We start from the raw sequence: 21381 nt of genomic DNA, 5'->3' as shown, positions 1-21381 counted from the left end.
TGTATTTTTAACCATTCAGCTTAATAAATCCGCCATCAATGGGAAAATCAGTTCCCGTTATGAACGCCGCCTCATCCGAACATAAATATAAAGCCAAACTCGCAATTTCTTCAGGTTTTCCCATTCTTCCTATGGGTTGGGTTTTAGAAAGGGCATCAAACATTTCGGCTTCCCTACCAGGATAGTTCTTTTTTATAAAACCGTCAACAAATGGGGTATGTACCCTCGCCGGTGATATGCTATTGCAACGTATGCCAAAGCCGACATAGTCCTTCGCCACGGAATAGGTCATGGTCAACACGGCACCTTTCGACATGGAATATGCAAATCGATCGGCAATACCAACGGAAGATGCAATGGATGCCATATTTATTATAACCCCGCTCCCTTGTTGTTTCATAGCGGGAATTACAGCTTGTATGCAGTTGTATACGCCTTTAACATTGACCTTGTACACCCGATCTAAATCTTCTTCCCCGGTGTTCTCAACATTACCGACATGGGCTATTCCCGCATTGTTTATCAATATATCTATACGATGCGTCTCTGATAAGGTGCTAAGGATCGATTTTACCTGGTTGTGTTTGGAAACATCGCAGGGATAAAAGTCGGCCTTACCACCCTTTTCCAAAATGGTCTTCACAATGTTCTCACCGCGTTCCTCGTCGTATTCCAAAATATGTACATGGGCACCCTGTTGAGCGAATGTCATGGAAATGGCTTCGCCAATGCCGCTGGCACCCCCAGTGATAACAGCTGATTTCCCTTTCAGACTGAATTTTGACATGTGACTATTTTTAGGTATCAAGTTATATGCGTTAAGGTAATACTTTTAATACGGACGTCTTAAAAAAAAAGCAATAAAAGTATAAATGCCTATACTTTTATTGCCCAAACTAAAAACTAAATCAAACTTATTTATCTTCTATACTGTGTTTCGCATAATTTAAGCCCATTGCATCATAGATATGGGTGAAATGCTGTAACCTCGTGTAAAAATCATCCCAGTCTTTCTGCTCTTTTGGAGACCAAACCACTTCTGCCAGAGCTGTCATTCGCGGCAATATCATATATTCGGCATAATCGGTAGTCTTTATGTACTCCGTCCACAGATTCGCCTGGGCCCCGAGAATATAGTTGCGTTCCTCTTCATTGAGATCGTCGGGAGTGGGCTCATAGGCATAGACTTCAGCTACCGTCGTATTACCTCCAATAGCCAGTGGTTCATTGGCATGATCTTCGGATTGGTAATGATCGAAATAGCAGGAGTGATTCGGTGTCATGATGACATCATGGTGTTGTTTGGCGGCTTCAATACCACCTTCCGTGCCTCTCCATGACATGACGGTGGCGTTGGGCGCCAAGCCTCCCTCAAGAATTTCATCCCAACCAATAATATTTTTGCCTTTAGCATTCAGGTATTTTTCAATCCTCGTAATAAAATAGCTCTGCAATTCATGGGCATCGTGCAAGCCCTCGTCCTTGATCCGCTTCTGACAATTCGGACAGCGTTCCCAGTTGGCCTTTGGACATTCATCACCGCCGATATGAATATAGTCCGACGGGAATAATGGGATGACTTCATCCAATACATCCTGCAAGAACGCAAAAGTGTCTTCTTTTCCCGCACAATAGACATCAGGAAAGACTCCCCAGGTCTCCTGGACTATTTTAGGTGTGCCGGCGGCTTGAATCGCCTTACTCTTATCGGATATCATATCGTGAGTAACTACAGTTGGTTCGTCAGGAAAGCAACTCAAGACCGGGTAGGCAGCAATAGCAGCACTGCTATGTCCGGGCAATTCAATTTCCGGTATAACCGTTACATGTCTTTCGGAGGCGTAGGCGACGATCTCCTTGATCTCTTCCTGAGTGTAAAAACCGCCATACCGTTTCTGGTCATTCTCAGAACCAGGGTGATGCCCAACTATTGTACCGTTTCGATAAGCCCCGATTTCGGTTAATCTCGGATATTTTTTTATTTCTATACGCCATCCCTGATCCTCCGTTAAATGCCAGTGAAAGGTGTTCATTTTGTGCAAGGCAATTAAATCGATATATCTTTTAATAAAATCCATAGGAAAAAAATGTCGGGCCACGTCCAGATGCATACCTCTGTATTGATATCTCGGATGATCTTTAATGGTCACCGCAGGAATGGTGACTTCGCTCACTGCGGTTGTTTCTGTTCCCGTCGCACCGGATTGTAACTGTCTCAGTGTCATGATGCCATAAAATACACCTTTGGGTGTTTTACCGGAAACAACAACCTGGTCGTATGAAACGGAAAGTGTATAGCCTTCCTCATTTTCGATGGAATCATCAAGATTTAGATGAATGTTACCGGAACCATTAATCTCGAAAGGGATATCAACACCTGAGGCAAGGCTTATCATTTCTGCTAATAGTTGACCTTCATTTTCCAACACTTCAGGAGCCGTAACTGCGGTTTTTGAATTCACGACAAATTTTCCGTCTGCTGTTTCCAGGGAGACAGGCTTAGGTATAATTTGGTAGTCCTGTGCACTATTAACCATAGTTTTGTATTTATTGGCACAAGAGATGCTTACCAGGCATATGCATACTAAAAGGATTATTCTCATTCTTTAATTAATTGATCATTGATTTTAATTCGATTCGTGCAAAATGTCATCGGCTGCTTCATGCCTTCTAAACACCCTCAGACCATACCAGGCAATATATAGAAAGCAAAGCAGGGGCAGGATAAAGGAGAAGTTAACCTCCGATACTCCTAAAATTTTCGTATCTGCGACTCCAGTACCACCGGCATCAATGATGATACCCTGCAGCTTTGGCATTAAGGCACCTCCAACAATGGCCATAACCAATCCGGCAGATCCGATTTTTGATTGTTCTTCCGTTAAATCGCCCAGGGCGATACCATAAATCGTAGGGAACATCAGGGACATGAAGAAAGAGATGCCGACCAAACAGTACAGGCCAAAATTCCCTTGGATGAACATGGTGCCCAAGACAAAGGTCAATGCCGATAGCGCGAAATACATGAGTAATTTTCCGGAACTAAAAAAACGCAGCATATAGGTTCCAACGGCTCTTCCAACAATAAACAAACCAAATGCAAAGAGTTGATAGCTTCCGGCAGTTACGCTGTCTATGCCTATAGCCTCGGCATATTGGTAAATGTAGGTCCAGCACATAATTTGTGCACCAACGTATAATATTTGTGCCAATACCCCTAAAACGTACTTTACATTTTTTGCAAGGGTGGCAAAGGTCTCGCCTATACTTGGCATTCCGCCTTTGTCCTTGGATTGGGGCATTTTACTCAATAAAAAGATGATAAATACCGCTGTTATAACCAGACCCAGAATGACATAAGGATTCCTGATAACCATCAGGTCGGAAGTGCGTATCAATACCTTGGAGGCTTCATCCAGGGAACGGAAATTCTCAACGTCATCGGATTGCAAATTTTTCAATACGAATTGCTGGGCAACCAATAAACCGGCTATAAGTCCGACAGGATTAAAAGCCTGGGCAAGATTCAATCTCTGGGTCGCCGTTTCTTTGGCTCCCATGGCCAGGATATAAGGGTTTGCAGCCGTCTCGAGGAACGCCAGGCCAAAGGTTAAAATATATAAACCCACACAGAAAAATAAGAAACTCTCTGTTTGGGCAGCAGGATAAAATAAAAGGGCTCCGGTAGCATACAATGCCAATCCGATAAGAACACCTACTTTATAGGAGTATTTACGCATAAACATGGCAGCTGGAAGGGCCATACAGAAATAACCTCCATAAAAGGCCATTTGAACCCAGGCCGCTTGCGAATTAGACAGTTCCAATACCTTTTTAAAAGCTTGTACCATGGGATCTGTAACCGCATTGGCAAAGCCCCAAAGGGCGAAGAGGGAGGTTACTAAAATAAAAGGAATCAAAACCTTTTTTGATACCACCGGAATTTTACTGTATGTATCCATAAATGTATTATCGGGATTGCGGGGTTAAAATAGTAAACCCATGGGTTAATGTTAATTTTTTTCGCTGAACAACTCAGATTGAGCTATCGATATGTGCAATCGCACTATAAAGTTTTTAATTCTGTTTGTCACCACCTGTTAATACACCTAATTCCGCGATGGACATGTGTTGGGCGTTATCCACTATTTTTTCGCCCTCCAACTTTATAAAACGTCCCTTTACAGGGCTAAATGGAATCACTTGTGCAATTGGGTTGTTCTTTATATTACCGAACTCTCCATGGGCAACTTCGGTCCAGTTACTGTTATCATTGCTCACATAAAATCTGTAATGCGTAATAATACCCGTGGGCCAGCGACCCTGCATGGGGGCATAGGTAAATCCCCTTAAGAGATGTGTTCGGCCCAGATCGACAACAACATGTTTCGAATCGGGACCCTTTGCTGACACCCAATGCGTGTTTTTATTCTCATCTATAATTTTTCCAGCATCTGTACTCTCGCCGGGGAGGGGTTCTAAAACCTTCCAATCGTTTTTGATAATATCAAAATCCCATGAGGATGCTTTAGTGCTCTCTTGATCCTCCGGATTATAGGCCATGGCCTTCAATCTTGTGGGATGGTCAATCAAAAAAGGGCTGTTATACTTCATTGACGCTGTCGTGGGTTCTGAACCATCCGTAGTGTAATAGATTTCAATGTTTTTATCGGCCACAGACAGCGTTACCTCACCATCCACATCGCGTGTTGCCTCAGGTTGTGTTAAAAGGTTTGGAGCGTGATACAGTGCAATGTTCGATAGTGTTATTGCTGCCTTCGCAGAAGTAATTGCAACCCGAACTTCTGTGGCCTCAACCGTATCGAACCTCAGAATGCGTTTGTTACCGATGGTGGTCTGCTCGTCGATTAATTTCCAGGTGCCATTCACTTTGGCTTCAACAGTAAATGCCTTAACACGTTGCCCCAGAGGAATATATTCTTCCAATAGGATACGGTTTACTCTGGTAGGCTGGTCAAAGCTTAGCGTTATTGAGGAGGATGTTATACCATCGTCTGTAGCCCAATAGGTCTCAGGGTTACCATCAATGAGATGAGATGCCTGAAACTTCCGACTGTCTCCACGAACATTGCTGGCTGTGACCTGAGTCTTCACGGCCAAATTCTCAGCAAAGTCCTTATCAATTTGAGCTTTAAGTGCCATGAGTTGTTTGATGTCGTTTTCATGAATCAAGCCACGGTCATCTACCGGTAAATTGAGAAGAAGGGAGGCATTTCTACCAATGGATTCATAATAGATCCTGACCAAATGATCTAATGATTTTACCTGGGAGTCTTCTGCGGCGTGGTAATACCATCCCGGCCGAATCGAGACATCGCACTCGGCAGGAATCCAATGGGTACCGTCCTCATGACCAGATCGCAACTGAACGTATTTGGGTGTTCCCGGATATATTTCATCTCGACGCAACAAACACCAATTGGTTTCGTTGGCCCAGCCCTCTTCATTACCCACCCATCGCACTCCGGGGCCACCATCTCCGAAAATAACCGCATTGGGCTGTAATTCTCTTACGATCGCGATCACTTTATCCCATTGATAGTAGGTTTTGTTGTCTATTTTTCGCGTTTCATTGGCACCTCCATAATAGCCAGAGCCCCCATTTGCTCCATCGAACCAAACTTCAAAAATAGCGCCGTATTGTGTAAGCAGCTCCCGCAATTGGTTGTGAAAATAGGTGACATATTCTGGTCTGCCATAGGCTGCATGGTTTCTATCCCAGGGCGACAGATACACCCCCATTTTTAAATCGTAGGCCTTACAGGCCTCGGCTAATTCTTTTAAAACATCACCACTGCCATTTTTCCAGGGCGAGTTCTTTACGGAATGTTCCGTGTAAGCTGATGGCCATAAGCAAAAACCATCGTGATGTTTGGCCGTTAGGATGACGCCCTTCATTCCGGCATCTTTAATGGTCTTAGCCCATTGCCTGGTATCGAGTTGCGTAGGATTAAATTGTTCCGGTTTTTCACTTCCATCTCCCCATTCCATGTTGGTGAAGGTGTTCATGTTAAAATGAATAAAGGCATAGTACTCCATATCATGCCAATCCAATTGGCGCTGTGAGGGCAGTGGACCATGAGGTTCCGGTGCCGGAGTGGTGTCACAGGATTGAAAGAAAAATAAAACGATAAGAATAATACAGGCTCGGTACATTAGTTTTTGTTTATTTGGAAAGTCCATGCATCATGTGATGGTAATTCTGAATAGGTTATGGATTCCGTGTGAATAATCAGGGTATCGTTTTCGTAGCTCCAGTCTAAATACCTGTCCAATCCCAGCATTTTCACTTTTGCTTTATCACCGGGATGTGGTATTTTCAAAAGCAGCTGTTCCTCCGGCCATTCAAAACTGATGGCGTAGAGATTGCCCTTGTTTTGAGTATAGCAGAGATAGGTTTTAAGGGAGGTGTAGTTTCCCTTTAACCCATGTTCCGTTTGGTCTTTATCCACATAAAGTGCTGACCCCGGAACGACCTCCTTTTTTATAGTCTTACTGCTCCAAAATAGTCTCACTGAGGCGCTGAGGTCTATTTCTCTGTATTGGATTTTAATGGGGTAGGGCACCCCTGATTTTAATTTTAGGACACCCTGATTGGCTGCACTGTTATTCGCGCCCATGACTTCCGATTGCGAACCTTTATCTGTTCGGTTTAAAGCGATAACAGGTTTACCCGCTATAAAGAGGGAGGCCTCATCGTCTGCCGCCATTTCGAACGTGTAGGTGCCAGATTCCGGAGCGACAATAAACCCATTCCATTCCACAGCAAAGTGATCTTCCTTGATGCCTTTCATAGGTGAATTTCTAACCCAGTTGAAGCTGATGTTTCTGTCTGTACGTTCTTTACTAACTTCTTTTTCTACCTCCGTTATGGCGTAGGTCTCGGCACCATATATAGCCTCGGCGTTTATGTCTAACCATTTCCCCAGCTGCATCAGACGCTCCTGTTGAATCAATGGAATCTGTCCATCCGCCTTTGGGCCCACATTTAAAATCATACCACCCCCATTTGCCACGGTCTGTACAAAGCGTTGGATTAATTCCTGGGACGTCCCGTAAGCCTCGAGATCTTCATTGCGATTTAATCCAAAAGAACGACCAATACCCCGGACTTCAGTCCATGGTCTGTCCGTTACCTTGATACCGGCACTGTATTCAGGAGTTAAAAAACCAACATCGAGACCGCTTCCCCATCTGTTGTTCACAATCGCTTCCTCACCCACCAAATTGTAATACCAATGAATGAGTTCAGCCGAGTGCCATTGCTTCGCCGAGTTGAACCATTCGCCATCGGCAAAAATTAACTTTGGTTTGTAGGTGCTGATTAATTCCTTGAACTGCGGAATCATATACTGATCTACATAATTGCCTATGCTGTCATGCGGATCGGTATACCAACGGTGTAACGGGTGATTCCATTCGGCCAGGGAATAGTAGAGACCCATTTTAAGATTGGTCTTTCTAATGGCTTCGGTTAACTCACCGACAATATCCCTTTTAGGACCTACATCCACACTGTTCCAGTTTCTGTTGTATTTGCTCGGCCAAAGGGCATAGCCATCATGGTGCTTGGAAACCAACATGATATATTTGGCACCTGCCTTTTGAAATAGCTCGGCCCATTCATCAGGGTCAAATAGCTCTGCTTTGAACAAGGGGGCAAAATCTTTATAAGTGAAATGTTGGCCATAGGTGTTTTTCATAAAGGTGGTACGCAGACTATCGTTCATCTGCAGACCTCTCAGATACCATTCCCCGTAAGATTCCTTACCACCATAGGAAGGCACGGAATAGAGTCCCCAATGTATAAAAATGCCCAGCTTGGCATCTTTGAACCATTTTGGGTAAGGACGCTCGGTAATTTCTTTGGTATAATTGATCGTATTGTTTTGGGAAAAGACCATTGAACTCAATCCCAGGATCAGGGCGTATAACAGTATTCTATTTCGCATGGATCTCATATTAACATGTGTTCTAAATAATTTTAAAAAAGTAACCTTCGCAAATTCCTTTCCTTTTTATTCTGATTTTTTAATTAGGCTTTAATAAGACTTCAGCAAATACAGGTAAATGATCGGACGGGTATTTGCAGTCCCTGGAATCACTCAATACCGCATATTTAAGGACTTTAATATTGCTTTTACTGGTGAAAATATAGTCTATTCGATTGGTCACCGGTTCAAAAAATTGAAACCCATTAAAAGTACCATCCGGACCGAAAGGAGGTGTCAGACTTACCATTTTTGCATCATTAAACACGGAGGAAAGGTATTGAATCGGTGCGCTTTCCGGTTTTAGATTTAAATCCCCCATAAGAATAAAGGGATAATTGTTTTTGTTAATGTCCTCAATCGATTTTGAAATTAATTTTGCACTGTTTATCCGAGCCTCTTCGCCCCTGTGGTCGAAGTGGGTATTGAATACCCAGAAGTGCTCTTTGGTCTTAACATTTTCAAACAAGGCATAGGTACAAATCCGTTCCATGGCAGCATCCCAGCCCACGGATATCGTTTCCGGTGTTTCAGAGAGCCAGAAGGTATCCGTTTTTAATGGTTTTAATTTGTTGGCATTGTAAAAAATAGCGCTGTATTCTCCTTTTGTTTTTCCATCGTCCCTGCCTACGCCAATATACTTGTAATTCAAAAGTACACTATCTAAAAACCGGACCTGATGTTCCAGTCCTTCCTGAATTCCGAATACATCGGGTTCATGGAAGCCAATCTGGTGACCTAAAAAGGATTTTCTCTGAGACCATTGGTTCTCCCCGTCATTTGAGGTATCGTAACGAATATTATAGGTCATTACTTTATAAGCTTGTCCTAACAACAGGTGACTTGAACAAAAAAGGCTCATGATTATGACAATATGTTTCATGTATCGTATTCTAATTAATAATGATCTCATCTGCAAAAACCCATGATGGTAAGCCTGATGCATTATGCCAAACCGGAGCTTTTTTATGATTTTCAGCAATAACCTTAATGTATTGCATTTTGGTTTTATCGATATCCAGGTTGAACGTTTTTATGTCGTTCACCTTACTCGTTTTACTCAAAGGTGTACTGTTATGGACCGTACCTAAATGCGTAAAGTTTGTGCCATCGATCGAGCCATAATACCTGACTTCTTTCGGGAAAAAAACAATGTGATTGGTAACCTGTAAGAATGTTGTGGTCAAGGAACTTATATCCTCCCTGCTTTGCAAGTCTATAACAGCGATCAGATCATTGCCTTCAAACCCCAGCCAGTTAGCATAAAAATTACTGCCACCCAGAGCCCCGTCCGTTAAGGCTTGAGGATCTTCATTTGCATATTTTTTTGGTGTTGTTAGCAAAGAAACCGGCTTTCCCGAGGCCTTGTTCGGTCGCATGGCCAAGGCCACTGAATTTAAATAGGACGCTCCATATTCCTTTACCGTATATCCCATCTCATTCATCAGGGTGATGTTGGCCTGTGTGCATGTACTAATAAAGTTTTCCATTAATTGCTTGGCATCCTCATTTAAACGGAACGCGTCATGGCTATTTTTTCTACAGGCCTCTAAAACGGCATAATCGATTCCTAAACGTGCTTCTTTAACGCGTTTTAAGATTTCAGGCCGATCTGCCACTGCCACCTCTGCCTCATCAAACAATGATGAATAATAGTTTAGAAGGGTTGTATTTAAGTAGGTATCAAAAGCTTGTGAAGGATCGCCATATAAGAATAAAAAGAAATCCGGATGGTTTTGTATTTCAGCGTGAATGGTATCGATATAGGTTTTAACAAAAGGTCCTGCTTCCTTATAGTACCCATTGGTAAAACCAGTTATAAGATCGTCAACATTCTCATCGGGGTTCCACAACAGTTTGGCCATAAGGTATGAACGCAGCTGGAACAATTCACTCGGATTATGACTGTGCTGTTCAAATACCCATCGCGTACTGTTGTTTCTAAAAAACTGAATATTGGGTTGAAGTGTATGTAAGTTAGGAAATGGGGCCAAAAAATTCGTGAATTGCGTCGTGTAGTCCCAGATTCTTATGTTATCGGTGAGCTGACCCCAGCCTTTCAAGTCATTCGCAAAATCTTGACACTTATCCTCAATAGGAGCGCTTCGATCGCATTCTATTGAACAAAGGGTAACGAGGACATTCTTTAAAGGTTTTGTTTTACAAGGTTTCCTCGTGTACTGGTAAGCCAGTGTGGAAATGGTTTTATCGGGGAATTCCCTGGCTACCTCATTGACAAATCGTATCATCGTCCCAGCATGACTCCCCTCTTCTTCATCTATTCTTTTGCAATTGTCACATTCACAATACTGGGTATTGTCATTGCTGCTTACCGATATGACGGTCGATTCGGGATATCTCATAAACAATGCACGAACGGAATCTTTCACAATATTTAGAACCTCACTGTTGGTCAAACACAATTGGGTTGGTAATCTCCTTGAGCCTCTAAGAGCAAAATACTCCGGATGTGTATCGTAATAGCTGGCCTCGGGTATGAATTTGTGGAAGGTATGTACCCTGCCTTCCGGAACATAATTGGGGAAGGCTTCAGCGGTTACTCTGTGTTTTTCAGCAAAAGCACTGTCTGAATAAAATAATCTGGAATGAACAGTTCTGGTTTTAATTTCAGGGGTATAACTATAGGACAGCGGTAATGGTAATGCTATTGTCTTTCTTTCGGGGATATCGTCTACTCCGGGCGCATACCACCTGCAATCAAGATACCGCTCTAAGAATTCATAGACGGCATTTTTTGTCGCCTCAGCCGATCCCCCTGAAATATAGATGTCCTTTTCTACAGTACTTATCTTTATGTGATGCGCATCTAAAGGCGCATCCTCATAATTCCCGACATAAATTTTGTGCTTGTTATGCGGCGTGTTCTCATCGACAAGATCCAAATGGACACCACTGATGTCATATAAATACGATTTGAGGAGTTCTGCAGACCGATAGTTGGCTTCGGTTGGAGCATCAGAATATACAATAGCATATGCTGAGCTGCCATCTTTAACAAGGGTTAGGCTTTTGTCTCCACAGGAGTTTAATATCAAGCACAAGGCTATTGAAATAAGACTATACCTGATCATCTTACTTTTTTTAAATTAATTAAAAGTCTGCCGGAATTGACTAATTCGTCATGACTGACAAACCATGTTTTTTGTGTGGTATTTCCAATAAAGATCGATTCAATATGGCCTTCACCCTTTTTTTCAATGATAAGGTTTTTATTTTTATAGTAGGTATCATCGAGATGGAGGGTGATTTTGTCGAAAACAGGGGTGGTGATGGTGTATAAAGGTTTAGCCGGGAGAACAGGGTATAGGCCCATCATACTGTAAATAAGCCAGGCCGACATGGTCCCCGTGTCATCATTGCCAGGCAGACCATCCGGTTTATTGGTAAAATACTTCTGAATTAAATCCGAAACGCGATCCTGTGTTTTCCATTCAAAACCATTGGTGAAATTATAAAGATACGGATAGGCGATATCGGGTTCATTGGCCATATCGAATTGGTTTTTTTCAAAGACCTCATCTAATTTTTTCACAAATGAATTTTGCCCGCCCATACTTTTCATAAGCCATAAAATATCGTGGGCCACCATAAAGGTATACTGCCATGAATTGCCTTCTATAAAACCGAGGTTCTTTTCAAAATTAGCGCCTTTATCAGGATTAAAGGGTGTATACCAGGTCCCATCATGATTTTTGGGACGCAGTAAATTAAATTCTTTATCGAACAGGTTTCTATAGGTTACGGCACGCCTGGAAAACAGTTTGTAATCGGCGGTCTTACCCAGAGCTTGAGCAAGCTGTGCAATGGCAAAATCGGAAATATTGTATTCCTGGGTTGTAGACACAGAACCGCTTTGGGTGGTTTTTGTGGTGAGATATCCCTTTTGAATGTAATCCTTTATTCCGGGACGAAGCGGATTGTCTTCCAACTGAACTGCACTTTTGCGCATGGCCTCATAGGCCTTCTGTACATCAAAATCCTTTATCCCTCTCAGATAGGTGTCTGCCAATACAATACCCGCGGGATCGCCAACCATGGTAGTGGTCTCAGTGGCATTGAGCTCCCATTTGGGTAACCATCCACTCTCATCGTAAATGTGCAGCATGCTTTTGACCATATCAGATTGTTGCTTTGGATAGACGAGCGACATCAGCGCATGTAGATTTCTGTAGGTATCCCAGAAAGAAAAAACAGTAAATCTGGTACCATCTGTTTTGGCCGTTTCCCGTTTGGCCATGGTGGGATATTCGCCATTGATGTCATTCAGGGTATTCGGGTGGATCAGCGTATGGTACAGGGCTGTATAAAAAATGGTTTTGTCGTCTTCGGTGCCGCCTTCGACTTCAATTTTGGATAAAAGGTTGTTCCATTGCTCAGAGGTTCTTCTATAAATATCAATAAGGCTGAGGTCTTTTGTTTCTTTTTCCAGGTTTTCCCTTGCATTAGCAATACTCACATAGGAAATCCCTATTTTAACCTCCACCTGGGTGGGTTTTTTAAAGTGATATGTAAAATAGCTGCCTATGCTATCTCCGATAACCTCCTTTCGGTACTGTTTATAAAAGCGCTTTTTACCATTGTAACCCATCCACTGTCCTTCCAAACCATCGTATGTTCTCGGAGTCTTCCAAATACCAAAGTCATCAGCGGGCTCACTAAATCGAGCGACAAAATAAACCGGGTAGGATTCATCGGGTTTATAGTAGCAAAAGGAGCCGACGTTTCGCATGCCTTCAATTTCAGTGGGCGATACAATCTTTAACATACCTCCTTCTTCATTGGTCAGTCCCAGGCCTAAATTGATTAATATGTTGGCCTGTCCTTCGGGGAAAGCGTAATTGGATACCCCGACGCGCGTCGAGGCTGTGGTTTCGACTTTTAATTTATATTTTTCTAATGTCGTACTATAATAGCCCGGTTTGGCAATCTCGAAGGCATAGGTAGAGCCATATTTTTGATAATCGGTTTCTAATTCACCTGTAGTTGGCATAGTTAAAATGACACCCAAATCCGGACACCCCACACCGCTTAAATTCACGTGGCTGAAGCCTGTTAAAAATGAATTTTCATATACGTATGGGTTGGAAAGCCAGCGGCTATCTTTTTCCATTGGGGCATTTTGCGATCCTGCCACATTAAAAGGGGATACGCTTACCATCCCCCTGGGAGCAATGGCCCCCGGATTGGTCGCCCCAAAATTGGAGGTACCAATAAAAGGGTTCACATAATCCACCTGGGCCGTAATGTGGGTTCCATGAACGAGAAGGCATATGATGATGACAATGGCTTTTTGTGCGGGGTATGCTGTTTTAATCAAAATGGAATTTTATTTGGTTATCAATTTGTTGTGTTCAATACTGTTGGTTCTCCAAAAGTTTTTAGTTCAATATGAATTTCAGATACCTTACTACTCAGGAAGGTGCAATCCGCCGTTAGCGTGTGGCTCCCATTGGAAATTAAAATGGCATCATCTTCCATGGTGATCGTTTTTATCGCATTCCAGTGTTGGTCGTATACCGTGGCTTTATCGCCGCCTTCATACCTCAGGATTTGATTATCGGATAAGGTTATCGGGAATTCTATTTTTTTATAATTGTCCAACTCAACTACAATATTCTTACAAACTGTTTCCTCTGCTAGTTTGATTGTAATTTGAATAGGCTGTTCTGTATAAGGATTTTCAAAATTATAAGTGGTGTGTAATGGTTCTCCGGGCTGTCTCACTTTTTGAGTATGATTAAATGAGGCAAAGTTTGTTGGAAAGAGATGCCAGCTGTTCTCTGATCTGTTTTCAAGATGGTACTCATTGTTCAAGTCTTCCATTTCCTTTTTAAGGTGCTTTGGGAAAGCGCCTCCCAATCTTGCTGCTTCCCATTGTTTTACAAGGTTGAGAATGGCGTCGGACTGCCCATGTGTATTCAAAGTCTGTTCAGAGGTTATAAAGGCATAGCCGGCATCGAATGCAGCAGATCTGGCTAACATCCATTCCAGATCCTCGAGACTAATTTCAGAGGTCATTTGGAACCATCCCAACATACCAGGCATAAAATTTCTCCTAAAATAAGGTTGGTTTTTCATCCGATATTCTGTTTGACTTTCGCGAAAACCGGCATACCATGGTTCTCCCCAGTTCATGCGCGTGTATATGTGCCAGAAAAAATGGGTGGTCCTGCTGGCGTCAATTATCAATCCATCTTTTCGTTCTTCCTTTAAATTTTCATACCATACATAGGGCATCATGGACTCACCATAATTGCCCAAACCTGTAGATTTGTTTCCTTCCAATCCGTCAAATGAAATCTGTTTCAACCCGGTTTCGTTGTATAAATTAGCTATATTTTTTGAAATTTCCTTTGTTAATTCGGTATTCGATAAAAAAACCTTGTACGAATGATCTAATAATTTAGAGATGGCAGTTCCTTTTTTATGGTTGGCACGGGCAGTATTAAAAGCCCCTCTTTGGCAGTCCAATAACATCCAGGGCGCTTCTTGACTCACCGACCCGTAGCGTATGAGTTCGTCATTTATGCGAACCGTTTTTAAGTTATTGTTTTTAAACTGATTAAAATACTCAGGGGAAGCAATTGGGATATCTGTTTGGTGTTCGTCTAAATCTGCTGTTATTATGGAACGGCCAACTTCAGCTAATCGTTTATCCGGTATGGGTGTTACATAGGGGTCATTGGTTGTAATGAAATTGGAAAGCGTGTGTATCCCCAATGAGATGCCTTTATTTTTGGCTTTTTCGACACAGGTTTTCAATCCGTCATATCCATTTGGGAACTGGTCTTCAAATAATTTAAAATGTCCCCAGCTGTCAAAGGTTTTACCGTAGTGGTAGAGATGTTTTAAACCGGCTTTTTGGGTGACTTCTAGCGCAGCATCGATATTGGCTTCACTGAAATTCATGATAATGTATGATGCAGCGGCTTCGGGTAAAAGCTTCATCCATTTACCGTCTTTCACAGGATGGGGCAGGCCTTCAGCTATTTCGATCTCACCTATAGTTTCCAGTGCCTTTTCTGAGCTAACTCCAAAAAATGCAATTTTAGAGCCTATTACACCACCATCATCATATTTAGGGGCCAGAAAAAGGTCATGACCCAGGTTCTCAATGATCCTGTCTCGGTGCCTGTTTCGACAATAGGTTTGCAAACTGGATCCATTTTGTGTTGGTTTGGCTGCTTCAATGCGATATAACACATGGGGTTGGTCTTCGGGATTAACATTTGTGATGTCATCCTGGGAAAAGGCATCGAATTCAGGCATACAGTCATTTTCCTGATACGGAAAACCTCCTAAAGTTTTGAGATTTAAAGACTGAATACCCAGGGCAAATTCATCATTACTCACCACTCCTACGGTTTCCCCTATGATATCCCCTATAGTGGTGGGGTAAGGGCCCCAGGTTATTAAATCGAGGGGTTTTGCACTATGCACCTCTTTGAGTTCAAAGGTGAAATAATCGTCCTTGATAGCGTATTTAATTTTAACGGACATATCCGGAGCATACTTCAGGGTAATCACGCTGTCATGCATTTCCATGGCCTCGGGATAATGGAAGCTACTGTCTTTTCTTATCGACATGAGATAGGATGCTTCAGAGGTGTCCAGATAATTAATGCCTCTTTTATGATCTAATATGCCTCTAAAGGCCCCATTTTTCTCAAATTCGAATTTGAGCTCACCATTTAGAGATGTTAATGTTAGGGTTTGATCGTTACACGAACATAAAATTATCAATAGACTTATTTGGATATATTTTGAGAACCTGATCAATGCCATGATTGTGTTTTAATGATTAAGCGTGTGGGTTTACTGGTCAATTTGTTCAATTTTAAAGGTCCAGGCATACTTGCAGCTCGGATTGTCCTGCAGGGATGGGGGAATTACTATTTTAAAGCCTTCCTTCTGCTTTAGCCATTTTAACCTTTGTTTTGATCCCAAAAGACGTATTCGGGTGCCTTTTTTGGGATTTATGGATGTCAGCGTAATTTCTGCCGGGATCTTAGTTTCCCCGTCTTTGGCCAAATATAACAAAAACACATTGCCCTTTTCGTTTTGGGTCATACAGATGTTGTTTTCTCTATAAGGTGCAATGGGTTTGGTTCCGTATATGGCGCTGCTATTTATTTCCATCCAATCGGCAAATTCATTGAGAAGGTGGTAGGCCCCCTGCTGCCAATCACCCTGAGGACCAGGTGCAATATTGAGCAATAAATTACCTCCTTTAGCAACGATGTCGATGAGCATATGGATACCTTCCCTGCCACTCATATAGGTAGCATCTGGTCTATAAGACCAACCGCCTCCCGAGATGATACAGGACTCCCATGGGTAGGGCAGTGTTTTTTCAGGAACACGGTTCTCGGGGGTTAAATAATTCTGGTTTTTACCATGCACAGCCCGATCTACTACAATAAGACCCGGTTGTTTTTTACGAACCTTCACCACCAATTCGTCCATTTTTATATCCTGATTGACAATACGGTGCTTTAGGTAACCTTCGGGCGAATTGTTTATCCTGTGCTTATACCATTCACTGATTTCGGCTTTTGGTGTTTTGGCCACCCAACCGCCGTCCAACCACAGGATATCCATATTCCCATAGTCCGTCATTAATTCCATGATTTGGTTATGTGTGAAATTAACGAAGTCATTCCATTTTTCCGGATTTTCCTCAGGTGAATAATTAACATTCCTATCTTTCGGCGGGAAATAGGGATCCCAGTAACTCTTTACGTGCCAATCCGGTTTTGAGAAATAAGCTCCGGTCCATAGCCCCTTATTTCTAAAGGCATTAAAAATTTCTTTTGCAATATTTGCTTTGGGATGCGAGGAGAAGGGCGTATTTGGTGATGTGATCTTATAATCGGTATATTTTGAATCGAACATACAGAAACCATCATGATGTTTGGTGGTAAAGACCACATATTTCATTCCTGCATTTTTTGCAGCAATTGCCCATTTTTCCGGATCGAAGTTTATTGGGTTAAATGTAGTTTGAAGTGCCTCGTACTCCTTTTTATAGGCAAAATAATCCTGAGGATTACTTCCCATCTTGCGTTCACACCATCCGTATTCTTCAGGGCTTAAGGACCAGGATTCAACTATACCCCATTGACTGTAAGTGCCCCAATGCATAAGCAGGCCAAACTTTAGATCCTGCCACTGTTCCAATTTTTTTAAAACCACAGTGTCTGTTTCTGGCACATAGCGTTCATCTTCGTAGACAGCCTGTGCCCATAAGGCCTGACACATGAATATGGAAAGGATAGCAATGTATACATTTTTGTTTTTAGGAAGGGTCATAAATTTAATGGTGTTATTCAATAGATTTCAGTAGTTTTTTTTTAGTCTTTCGATAGTCCTGAATCGATACATTGTAATCGGTATAACTTTTAAATAATTTTTCTACCAATCGATTGTGTTTTCGGGGCTTTTTTTGTTTCAATAGCTGGAGGACATCGTAATCTTCGCACCCCAGACGATGCGCCTCAAAACGAATTGAGGACAGCGGACCATGCGTCCCGGGATAAATGATATGCGTGTCTCCCGCCGGTAAAAAATTGTTCGCTGATGCGGCAGGGGAGGGATGATGTACCACACTCTGAACATAGGGATCGGCCTGATACTGATTCAATCCCCAATGCAGATAACCTGCTGTATCATAAAATGCCGCACCCCAGCCAAAGTAGACCTGACGTAAATGTTCCATATCCAAGGTTCTGTTTAACCACTTCCCTCCAGGAACCAAACAGGTATATACCAATACCCTTTCACCATGTTTTTCGCGCTCCCTGAAGAACAATTCATTTTCCTGGAAGTCGTTAATCAAAGGGCACCAGATATCGATAGCTCCTACGAGACCATCCCTGTCATTTGTTGCCTCCATGATCTGAACCTCCGGAAATAATGATTTTATTTGCTGAGCTACCTGCTGATAGCAGCCCGCATTGGCTGAGGTGGGTTCATCGGCAATATGCTGTAACCAATGCTTTTCCAGGTTATTGGCTTTCACAAAATCATAAATAACCCTAATAAGGGCCTCAATATCGGCTTTACCTTCTTCAGAGAAATACCCTTTTTTGGTGAATACAACCTTTAGTTCCGGGTCACTCCAATCATCATTATCACCGCGGTACATGAGGTGTGGCGCTTCAAAATATTTGAATCCTTCGTTTTTGAATACATCTATATAACGCTTCATTTTTTCATGTTCCAAAACAAAGGTACCCGCCTCAAATCGAATGAGATCATGAGGAATTGTAATGGAATTTTGCCTGCCATGGGCCATGAGTTTGGCATATTTTTTTAACATGGCAAACCACGATTCGGACCACCGGATCAGATCATGCTGTTCTTCCATTTGTCTTAAATTAAACCAATTGGTATAGAAAAATTGACTTTTATCAAGTGCTGGAAGTACAGCAGAATGCACTTTAACTTTTAAGGTACCGTTAAGATGCATTGTATTTGAATTTACCAGAATATCGATTTTATGATTGCCTTTAGTCAAATTTGATGACATGGGAATAGCTAAACGCAGGGCCGTAAAAATGGTTTTACTGCTTAGCTTAGGATCCGATAATGGTCTGATAACTTCGAATTTCCGAAACGGGGCTCTTCGAATGACATAGGGGTTAATCTGGTTTGAAAATTGCTCGGTACGACTGTCCAGACCCGTATTTTGTTCTATGGGAACTTCTACCAGCTCACTCCAAACACCTTTCAGCACATGACCATCTTTTGAGGCTACTACCGTAAATGTTTCGCCAATGGGAATTTTTATGAGTAGATGAACCTCAGCGATACCTCCCAGAGGGACGTCCTGTTTTAAGCTTGAACTGTAGCTGTCCGTAACGGGATTACTATCCGGATAAATGGCCTCCAGAGGATCGATAAGCCATAATTGGGCCATGGCGCCATGAGTGAATAAAAGAAGGATTACAGTAGCAACGGTTTTCATTAAAATTTCCAAATAATTTAGAATTCTTTTGTGTGCTTTATCCGTGATTAGGTCTTAATTCACATTTATTCTTTACTCATTGAATAGGGTGTGTTTTCTAATTTGTTTGCCCAATCCCTGTTTGGTGTTTCACTCATGTCAAAAATCAGATGTCCTCCATTTTGAATGGATTCGAACTCGACAAAGCTATTATTCCATGGCTGATTATTCAGGCTTACGGCACTGATATACCTGTTTTCAGGACTGTTGTTCGGTGCGGAAATAGTGAATGTATTCCCGTTTTCAAGAGATAATGTCGCTTTTTTAAACAGCGGAGATCCGATAACATACTGATCGACTCCTGGTGTTACCGGATAAAAACCCAGTGCGCTAAAGACGTACCAGGCAGAGGTTTGTCCATTATCTTCATCACCGCAATAGCCATCGGGAGCAGCACTGTATAATTTGGTTAATACTTCACGGATTTTCTCCTGTGCTTTGTAGGAGGCATTCGCATAATTATACAAATAGATCATGTGTTGTATGGGTTGGTTCCCATGGGCGTAATTGCCCATATTGGCTATTTGCATTTCGCGTATTTCGTGTATCGTGAACCCATAGTAGGAATTATCGAAATCCGGTGGCATACTGAATACCTCGTCCAATTTTGAAATGAAGTTTGCCTTTCCGCCCATTAAATCGATAAGCCCGTGTACGTCGTGAAATACCGACCAGGTATAGTGTAAACTGTTACCCTCAGTAAAGGCATCACCCCATTTCAATGGATTGAAAGGTTCCTGGAATTGTCCATCTTCATTCTTTCCGCGCATGAGATTGTTCGAAGCATCGAATAGGTAGGTATAGTTTTTTGATTTCCTGTAAAAGGATTCTGCCAAATCATTTTTACCCAATTTCTCTGCCATTTTCGCTATGGTGAAATCGGCATAAGCGTATTCTAATGTTCTGGCGGCATTCTCTTTTATGCCTACATTATAGGGAACATAACCAAGGGTATTGTAGTATTCTAAGCCTTCACGTCCCACGGAATTTACTGGGCGACCGGCTTCAACCTGTGCGTTTTTCAAAATGGCTTCCAGTAATATATCAACATCCTTGTCCTTAACATTACCCTTCAAATAGGCATCTGCAATTATGGGTGCCGAATTAGAACCAATCATACAATCCCGATGTCCCGGACTTGCCCATTCCGGTAACCAGCCGGATTCCTTATAGGTGTTGGCCAGACCTTCCATAATTTGGGCATTCAATTCGGGATACATTAAATTAAAAAAGGGAAAAACCGCTCTAAAGGTATCCCAAAAGCCGTTATCCGTAAACATGTAGCCTGGTAAAACTGCACCATTGTAAGGACTGTAGTGCACGATATTTCCATTTTTATCGTATTCATAAAATTTTCTGGGAAATAAGAGCACGCGATAAAGACAGGAGTAAAAGGTTCTTATATGATCGATATTATCATCCTCAATTTTAATTCTACCAAGTTCTTTTTCCCAGGCCGATTGTGATTTAGCCATGGTCTGCTCGAAGCTGTCGTTTCCTATTTCAGTAGTCAGGTTTAGTTCTGCCTGCTCCGGACTTATAAATGATGAAGCTACTTTTACATGGATTGCTTCTCCTTTTTCTGTTTTAAACCCCACAATGGCTCCCACATGTTGTCCGCTGCTTTTGGTAGTATGCTCATTGAGCGTCCAGTTGTCTTCCCAGGTGTGGGTAACTTCAAAATCTTTATCGAATTGTGCCACAAAGTAGTTGTGAAAATTATCCGGGACCCCGCCGCTGTTATTTCTGCAGTAGCCTATAATTTTTCTCTCCTCCGGAATGATTTCTACCATAGATCCTTTAAAAAAAGCATCGAGCATAATGTAGGATGAATCGGCTTCGGGAAAAGTAAATTTAAAATGAGCCGCACGCGCGGTCGAGGATACCTCGGCAGTGACATCGTAGTCTGCCAAATAGACACTGTAATGATGTGGTTTTACATGTTCTGCCTTATGAGAAAAGTAAGAGGCACGATCGTCTTCCTGAAATTTCATTTTGCCGGTCACTGCCATAAGCGAAAAAGCCGCATAATCGTTTATCCACGGACTCGGTTGATGGGTTTGTTTAATCCCTCTTATGGTCTGGTCGTCGTATTTATAGGTCCAGCCGTCACCCATTTTGGCCGTCTGAGGTGTCCAGAAATTCATGGCCCAGGGTGTTGCTATGGCAGGGTATGTATTTCCGTTTGATAAGCTAAATTCGGAATCGGTCCCCATTAGTGGGTTGACGTAGTCCAAATAAGATATACTGGACGTTTTTTCAGTTTCCTTATTTACACATGAAAAGAGACTGAGAATAACTAATAGACTTACACTAAGAGATTTTAACATCGTTAATCAT

Annotated in this window: 12 protein-coding genes; all 12 read right to left on the bottom strand. The window is 42.2% G+C overall.

From position 1 onward, the window contains the following. Positions 1 to 7: 7 nt before the first annotated feature. On the bottom strand, positions 8 to 787 hold the full coding sequence (locus MR041_RS02150; protein ID WP_242091936.1) for an SDR family NAD(P)-dependent oxidoreductase: 780 nt from the start codon (positions 785 to 787) through the stop codon (positions 8 to 10). 127 nt (positions 788 to 914) lie between these two features. Beyond that, a complete protein-coding gene (locus MR041_RS02145; RefSeq protein ID WP_242091935.1) occupies positions 915 to 2537 on the bottom strand; it encodes a beta-N-acetylhexosaminidase in 1623 nt (540 codons plus the stop codon). Between the two features lie 90 nt (positions 2538 to 2627). Next, complete coding sequence (gene fucP / locus MR041_RS02140) at positions 2628 to 3962, bottom strand: L-fucose:H+ symporter permease (RefSeq protein ID WP_242091934.1); 1335 nt, start codon at positions 3960 to 3962, stop codon at positions 2628 to 2630. Positions 3963 to 4077: 115 nt separating this feature from the next. Next, positions 4078 to 6177 carry a discoidin domain-containing protein gene (locus tag MR041_RS02135; RefSeq protein WP_242091933.1) on the bottom strand — a complete coding sequence of 700 codons (2100 nt, stop codon included), beginning with the start codon at positions 6175 to 6177 and terminating at the stop codon, positions 4078 to 4080. Then, positions 6177 to 7973 carry an alpha-L-fucosidase gene (locus tag MR041_RS02130; RefSeq protein ID WP_242091932.1) on the bottom strand — a complete coding sequence of 599 codons (1797 nt, stop codon included), beginning with the start codon at positions 7971 to 7973 and terminating at the stop codon, positions 6177 to 6179. The genes MR041_RS02135 and MR041_RS02130 overlap by 1 nt, the downstream gene beginning before the upstream one ends. Before the next feature lie 79 nt (positions 7974 to 8052). Then, positions 8053 to 8895, bottom strand: coding sequence for an endonuclease/exonuclease/phosphatase family protein (locus tag MR041_RS02125; protein ID WP_242091931.1), 843 nt, complete (start codon positions 8893 to 8895; stop codon positions 8053 to 8055). Between the two features lie 10 nt (positions 8896 to 8905). Continuing rightward, positions 8906 to 11104: a DUF4838 domain-containing protein gene (locus MR041_RS02120; RefSeq protein WP_242091930.1), complete on the bottom strand. Its 2199-nt coding sequence runs from the start codon at positions 11102 to 11104 to the stop codon at positions 8906 to 8908. After that, entirely contained in the window at positions 11101 to 13266 is a 2166-nt protein-coding gene (locus MR041_RS02115; protein ID WP_242092489.1) for a GH92 family glycosyl hydrolase, read from the bottom strand. The genes MR041_RS02120 and MR041_RS02115 overlap by 4 nt, the downstream gene beginning before the upstream one ends. A gap of 104 nt (positions 13267 to 13370) precedes the next feature. Further along, positions 13371 to 15818, bottom strand: coding sequence for a hypothetical protein (locus MR041_RS02110; RefSeq protein WP_242091929.1), 2448 nt, complete (start codon positions 15816 to 15818; stop codon positions 13371 to 13373). Positions 15819 to 15848: 30 nt separating this feature from the next. After that, on the bottom strand, positions 15849 to 17345 hold the full coding sequence (locus MR041_RS02105) for an alpha-L-fucosidase (RefSeq protein WP_242091928.1): 1497 nt from the start codon (positions 17343 to 17345) through the stop codon (positions 15849 to 15851). Positions 17346 to 17358: 13 nt separating this feature from the next. After that, a complete protein-coding gene (locus MR041_RS02100) occupies positions 17359 to 19002 on the bottom strand; it encodes a DUF4091 domain-containing protein (protein ID WP_242091927.1) in 1644 nt (547 codons plus the stop codon). A gap of 65 nt (positions 19003 to 19067) precedes the next feature. Next, a complete protein-coding gene (locus MR041_RS02095) occupies positions 19068 to 21371 on the bottom strand; it encodes a GH92 family glycosyl hydrolase (RefSeq protein ID WP_242091926.1) in 2304 nt (767 codons plus the stop codon). Positions 21372 to 21381: the final 10 nt, after the last annotated feature.

Origin of the sequence: Aestuariivivens sediminicola (assembly GCF_022662015.1) — a bacterium.
Classification (GTDB): domain Bacteria; phylum Bacteroidota; class Bacteroidia; order Flavobacteriales; family Flavobacteriaceae; genus Aestuariivivens; species Aestuariivivens sediminicola.
Note: the sequence above shows the minus strand (reverse complement) of the source record. Positions and strands in the feature narration are given on the sequence as shown.

Excerpts from the sequence above, each read along its gene's own strand:
- MR041_RS02150 (WP_242091936.1), bottom strand. The coding sequence starts at position 787 with ATGTCAAAATTCAGTCTGAAAGGGAAATCAGCTGTTATCACTGGGGGT.
- MR041_RS02145 (WP_242091935.1), bottom strand. The coding sequence starts at position 2,537 with ATGGTTAATAGTGCACAGGACTACCAAATTATACCTAAGCCTGTCTCC.
- fucP (WP_242091934.1), bottom strand. The coding sequence starts at position 3,962 with ATGGATACATACAGTAAAATTCCGGTGGTATCAAAAAAGGTTTTGATT.
- MR041_RS02135 (WP_242091933.1), bottom strand. The coding sequence starts at position 6,177 with ATGTACCGAGCCTGTATTATTCTTATCGTTTTATTTTTCTTTCAATCC.
- MR041_RS02130 (WP_242091932.1), bottom strand. The coding sequence starts at position 7,973 with ATGCGAAATAGAATACTGTTATACGCCCTGATCCTGGGATTGAGTTCA.
- MR041_RS02125 (WP_242091931.1), bottom strand. The coding sequence starts at position 8,895 with ATGAAACATATTGTCATAATCATGAGCCTTTTTTGTTCAAGTCACCTG.
- MR041_RS02120 (WP_242091930.1), bottom strand. The coding sequence starts at position 11,104 with ATGATCAGGTATAGTCTTATTTCAATAGCCTTGTGCTTGATATTAAAC.
- MR041_RS02110 (WP_242091929.1), bottom strand. The coding sequence starts at position 15,818 with ATGGCATTGATCAGGTTCTCAAAATATATCCAAATAAGTCTATTGATA.
- MR041_RS02105 (WP_242091928.1), bottom strand. The coding sequence starts at position 17,345 with ATGACCCTTCCTAAAAACAAAAATGTATACATTGCTATCCTTTCCATA.
- MR041_RS02100 (WP_242091927.1), bottom strand. The coding sequence starts at position 19,002 with ATGAAAACCGTTGCTACTGTAATCCTTCTTTTATTCACTCATGGCGCC.
- MR041_RS02095 (WP_242091926.1), bottom strand. The coding sequence starts at position 21,371 with ATGTTAAAATCTCTTAGTGTAAGTCTATTAGTTATTCTCAGTCTCTTT.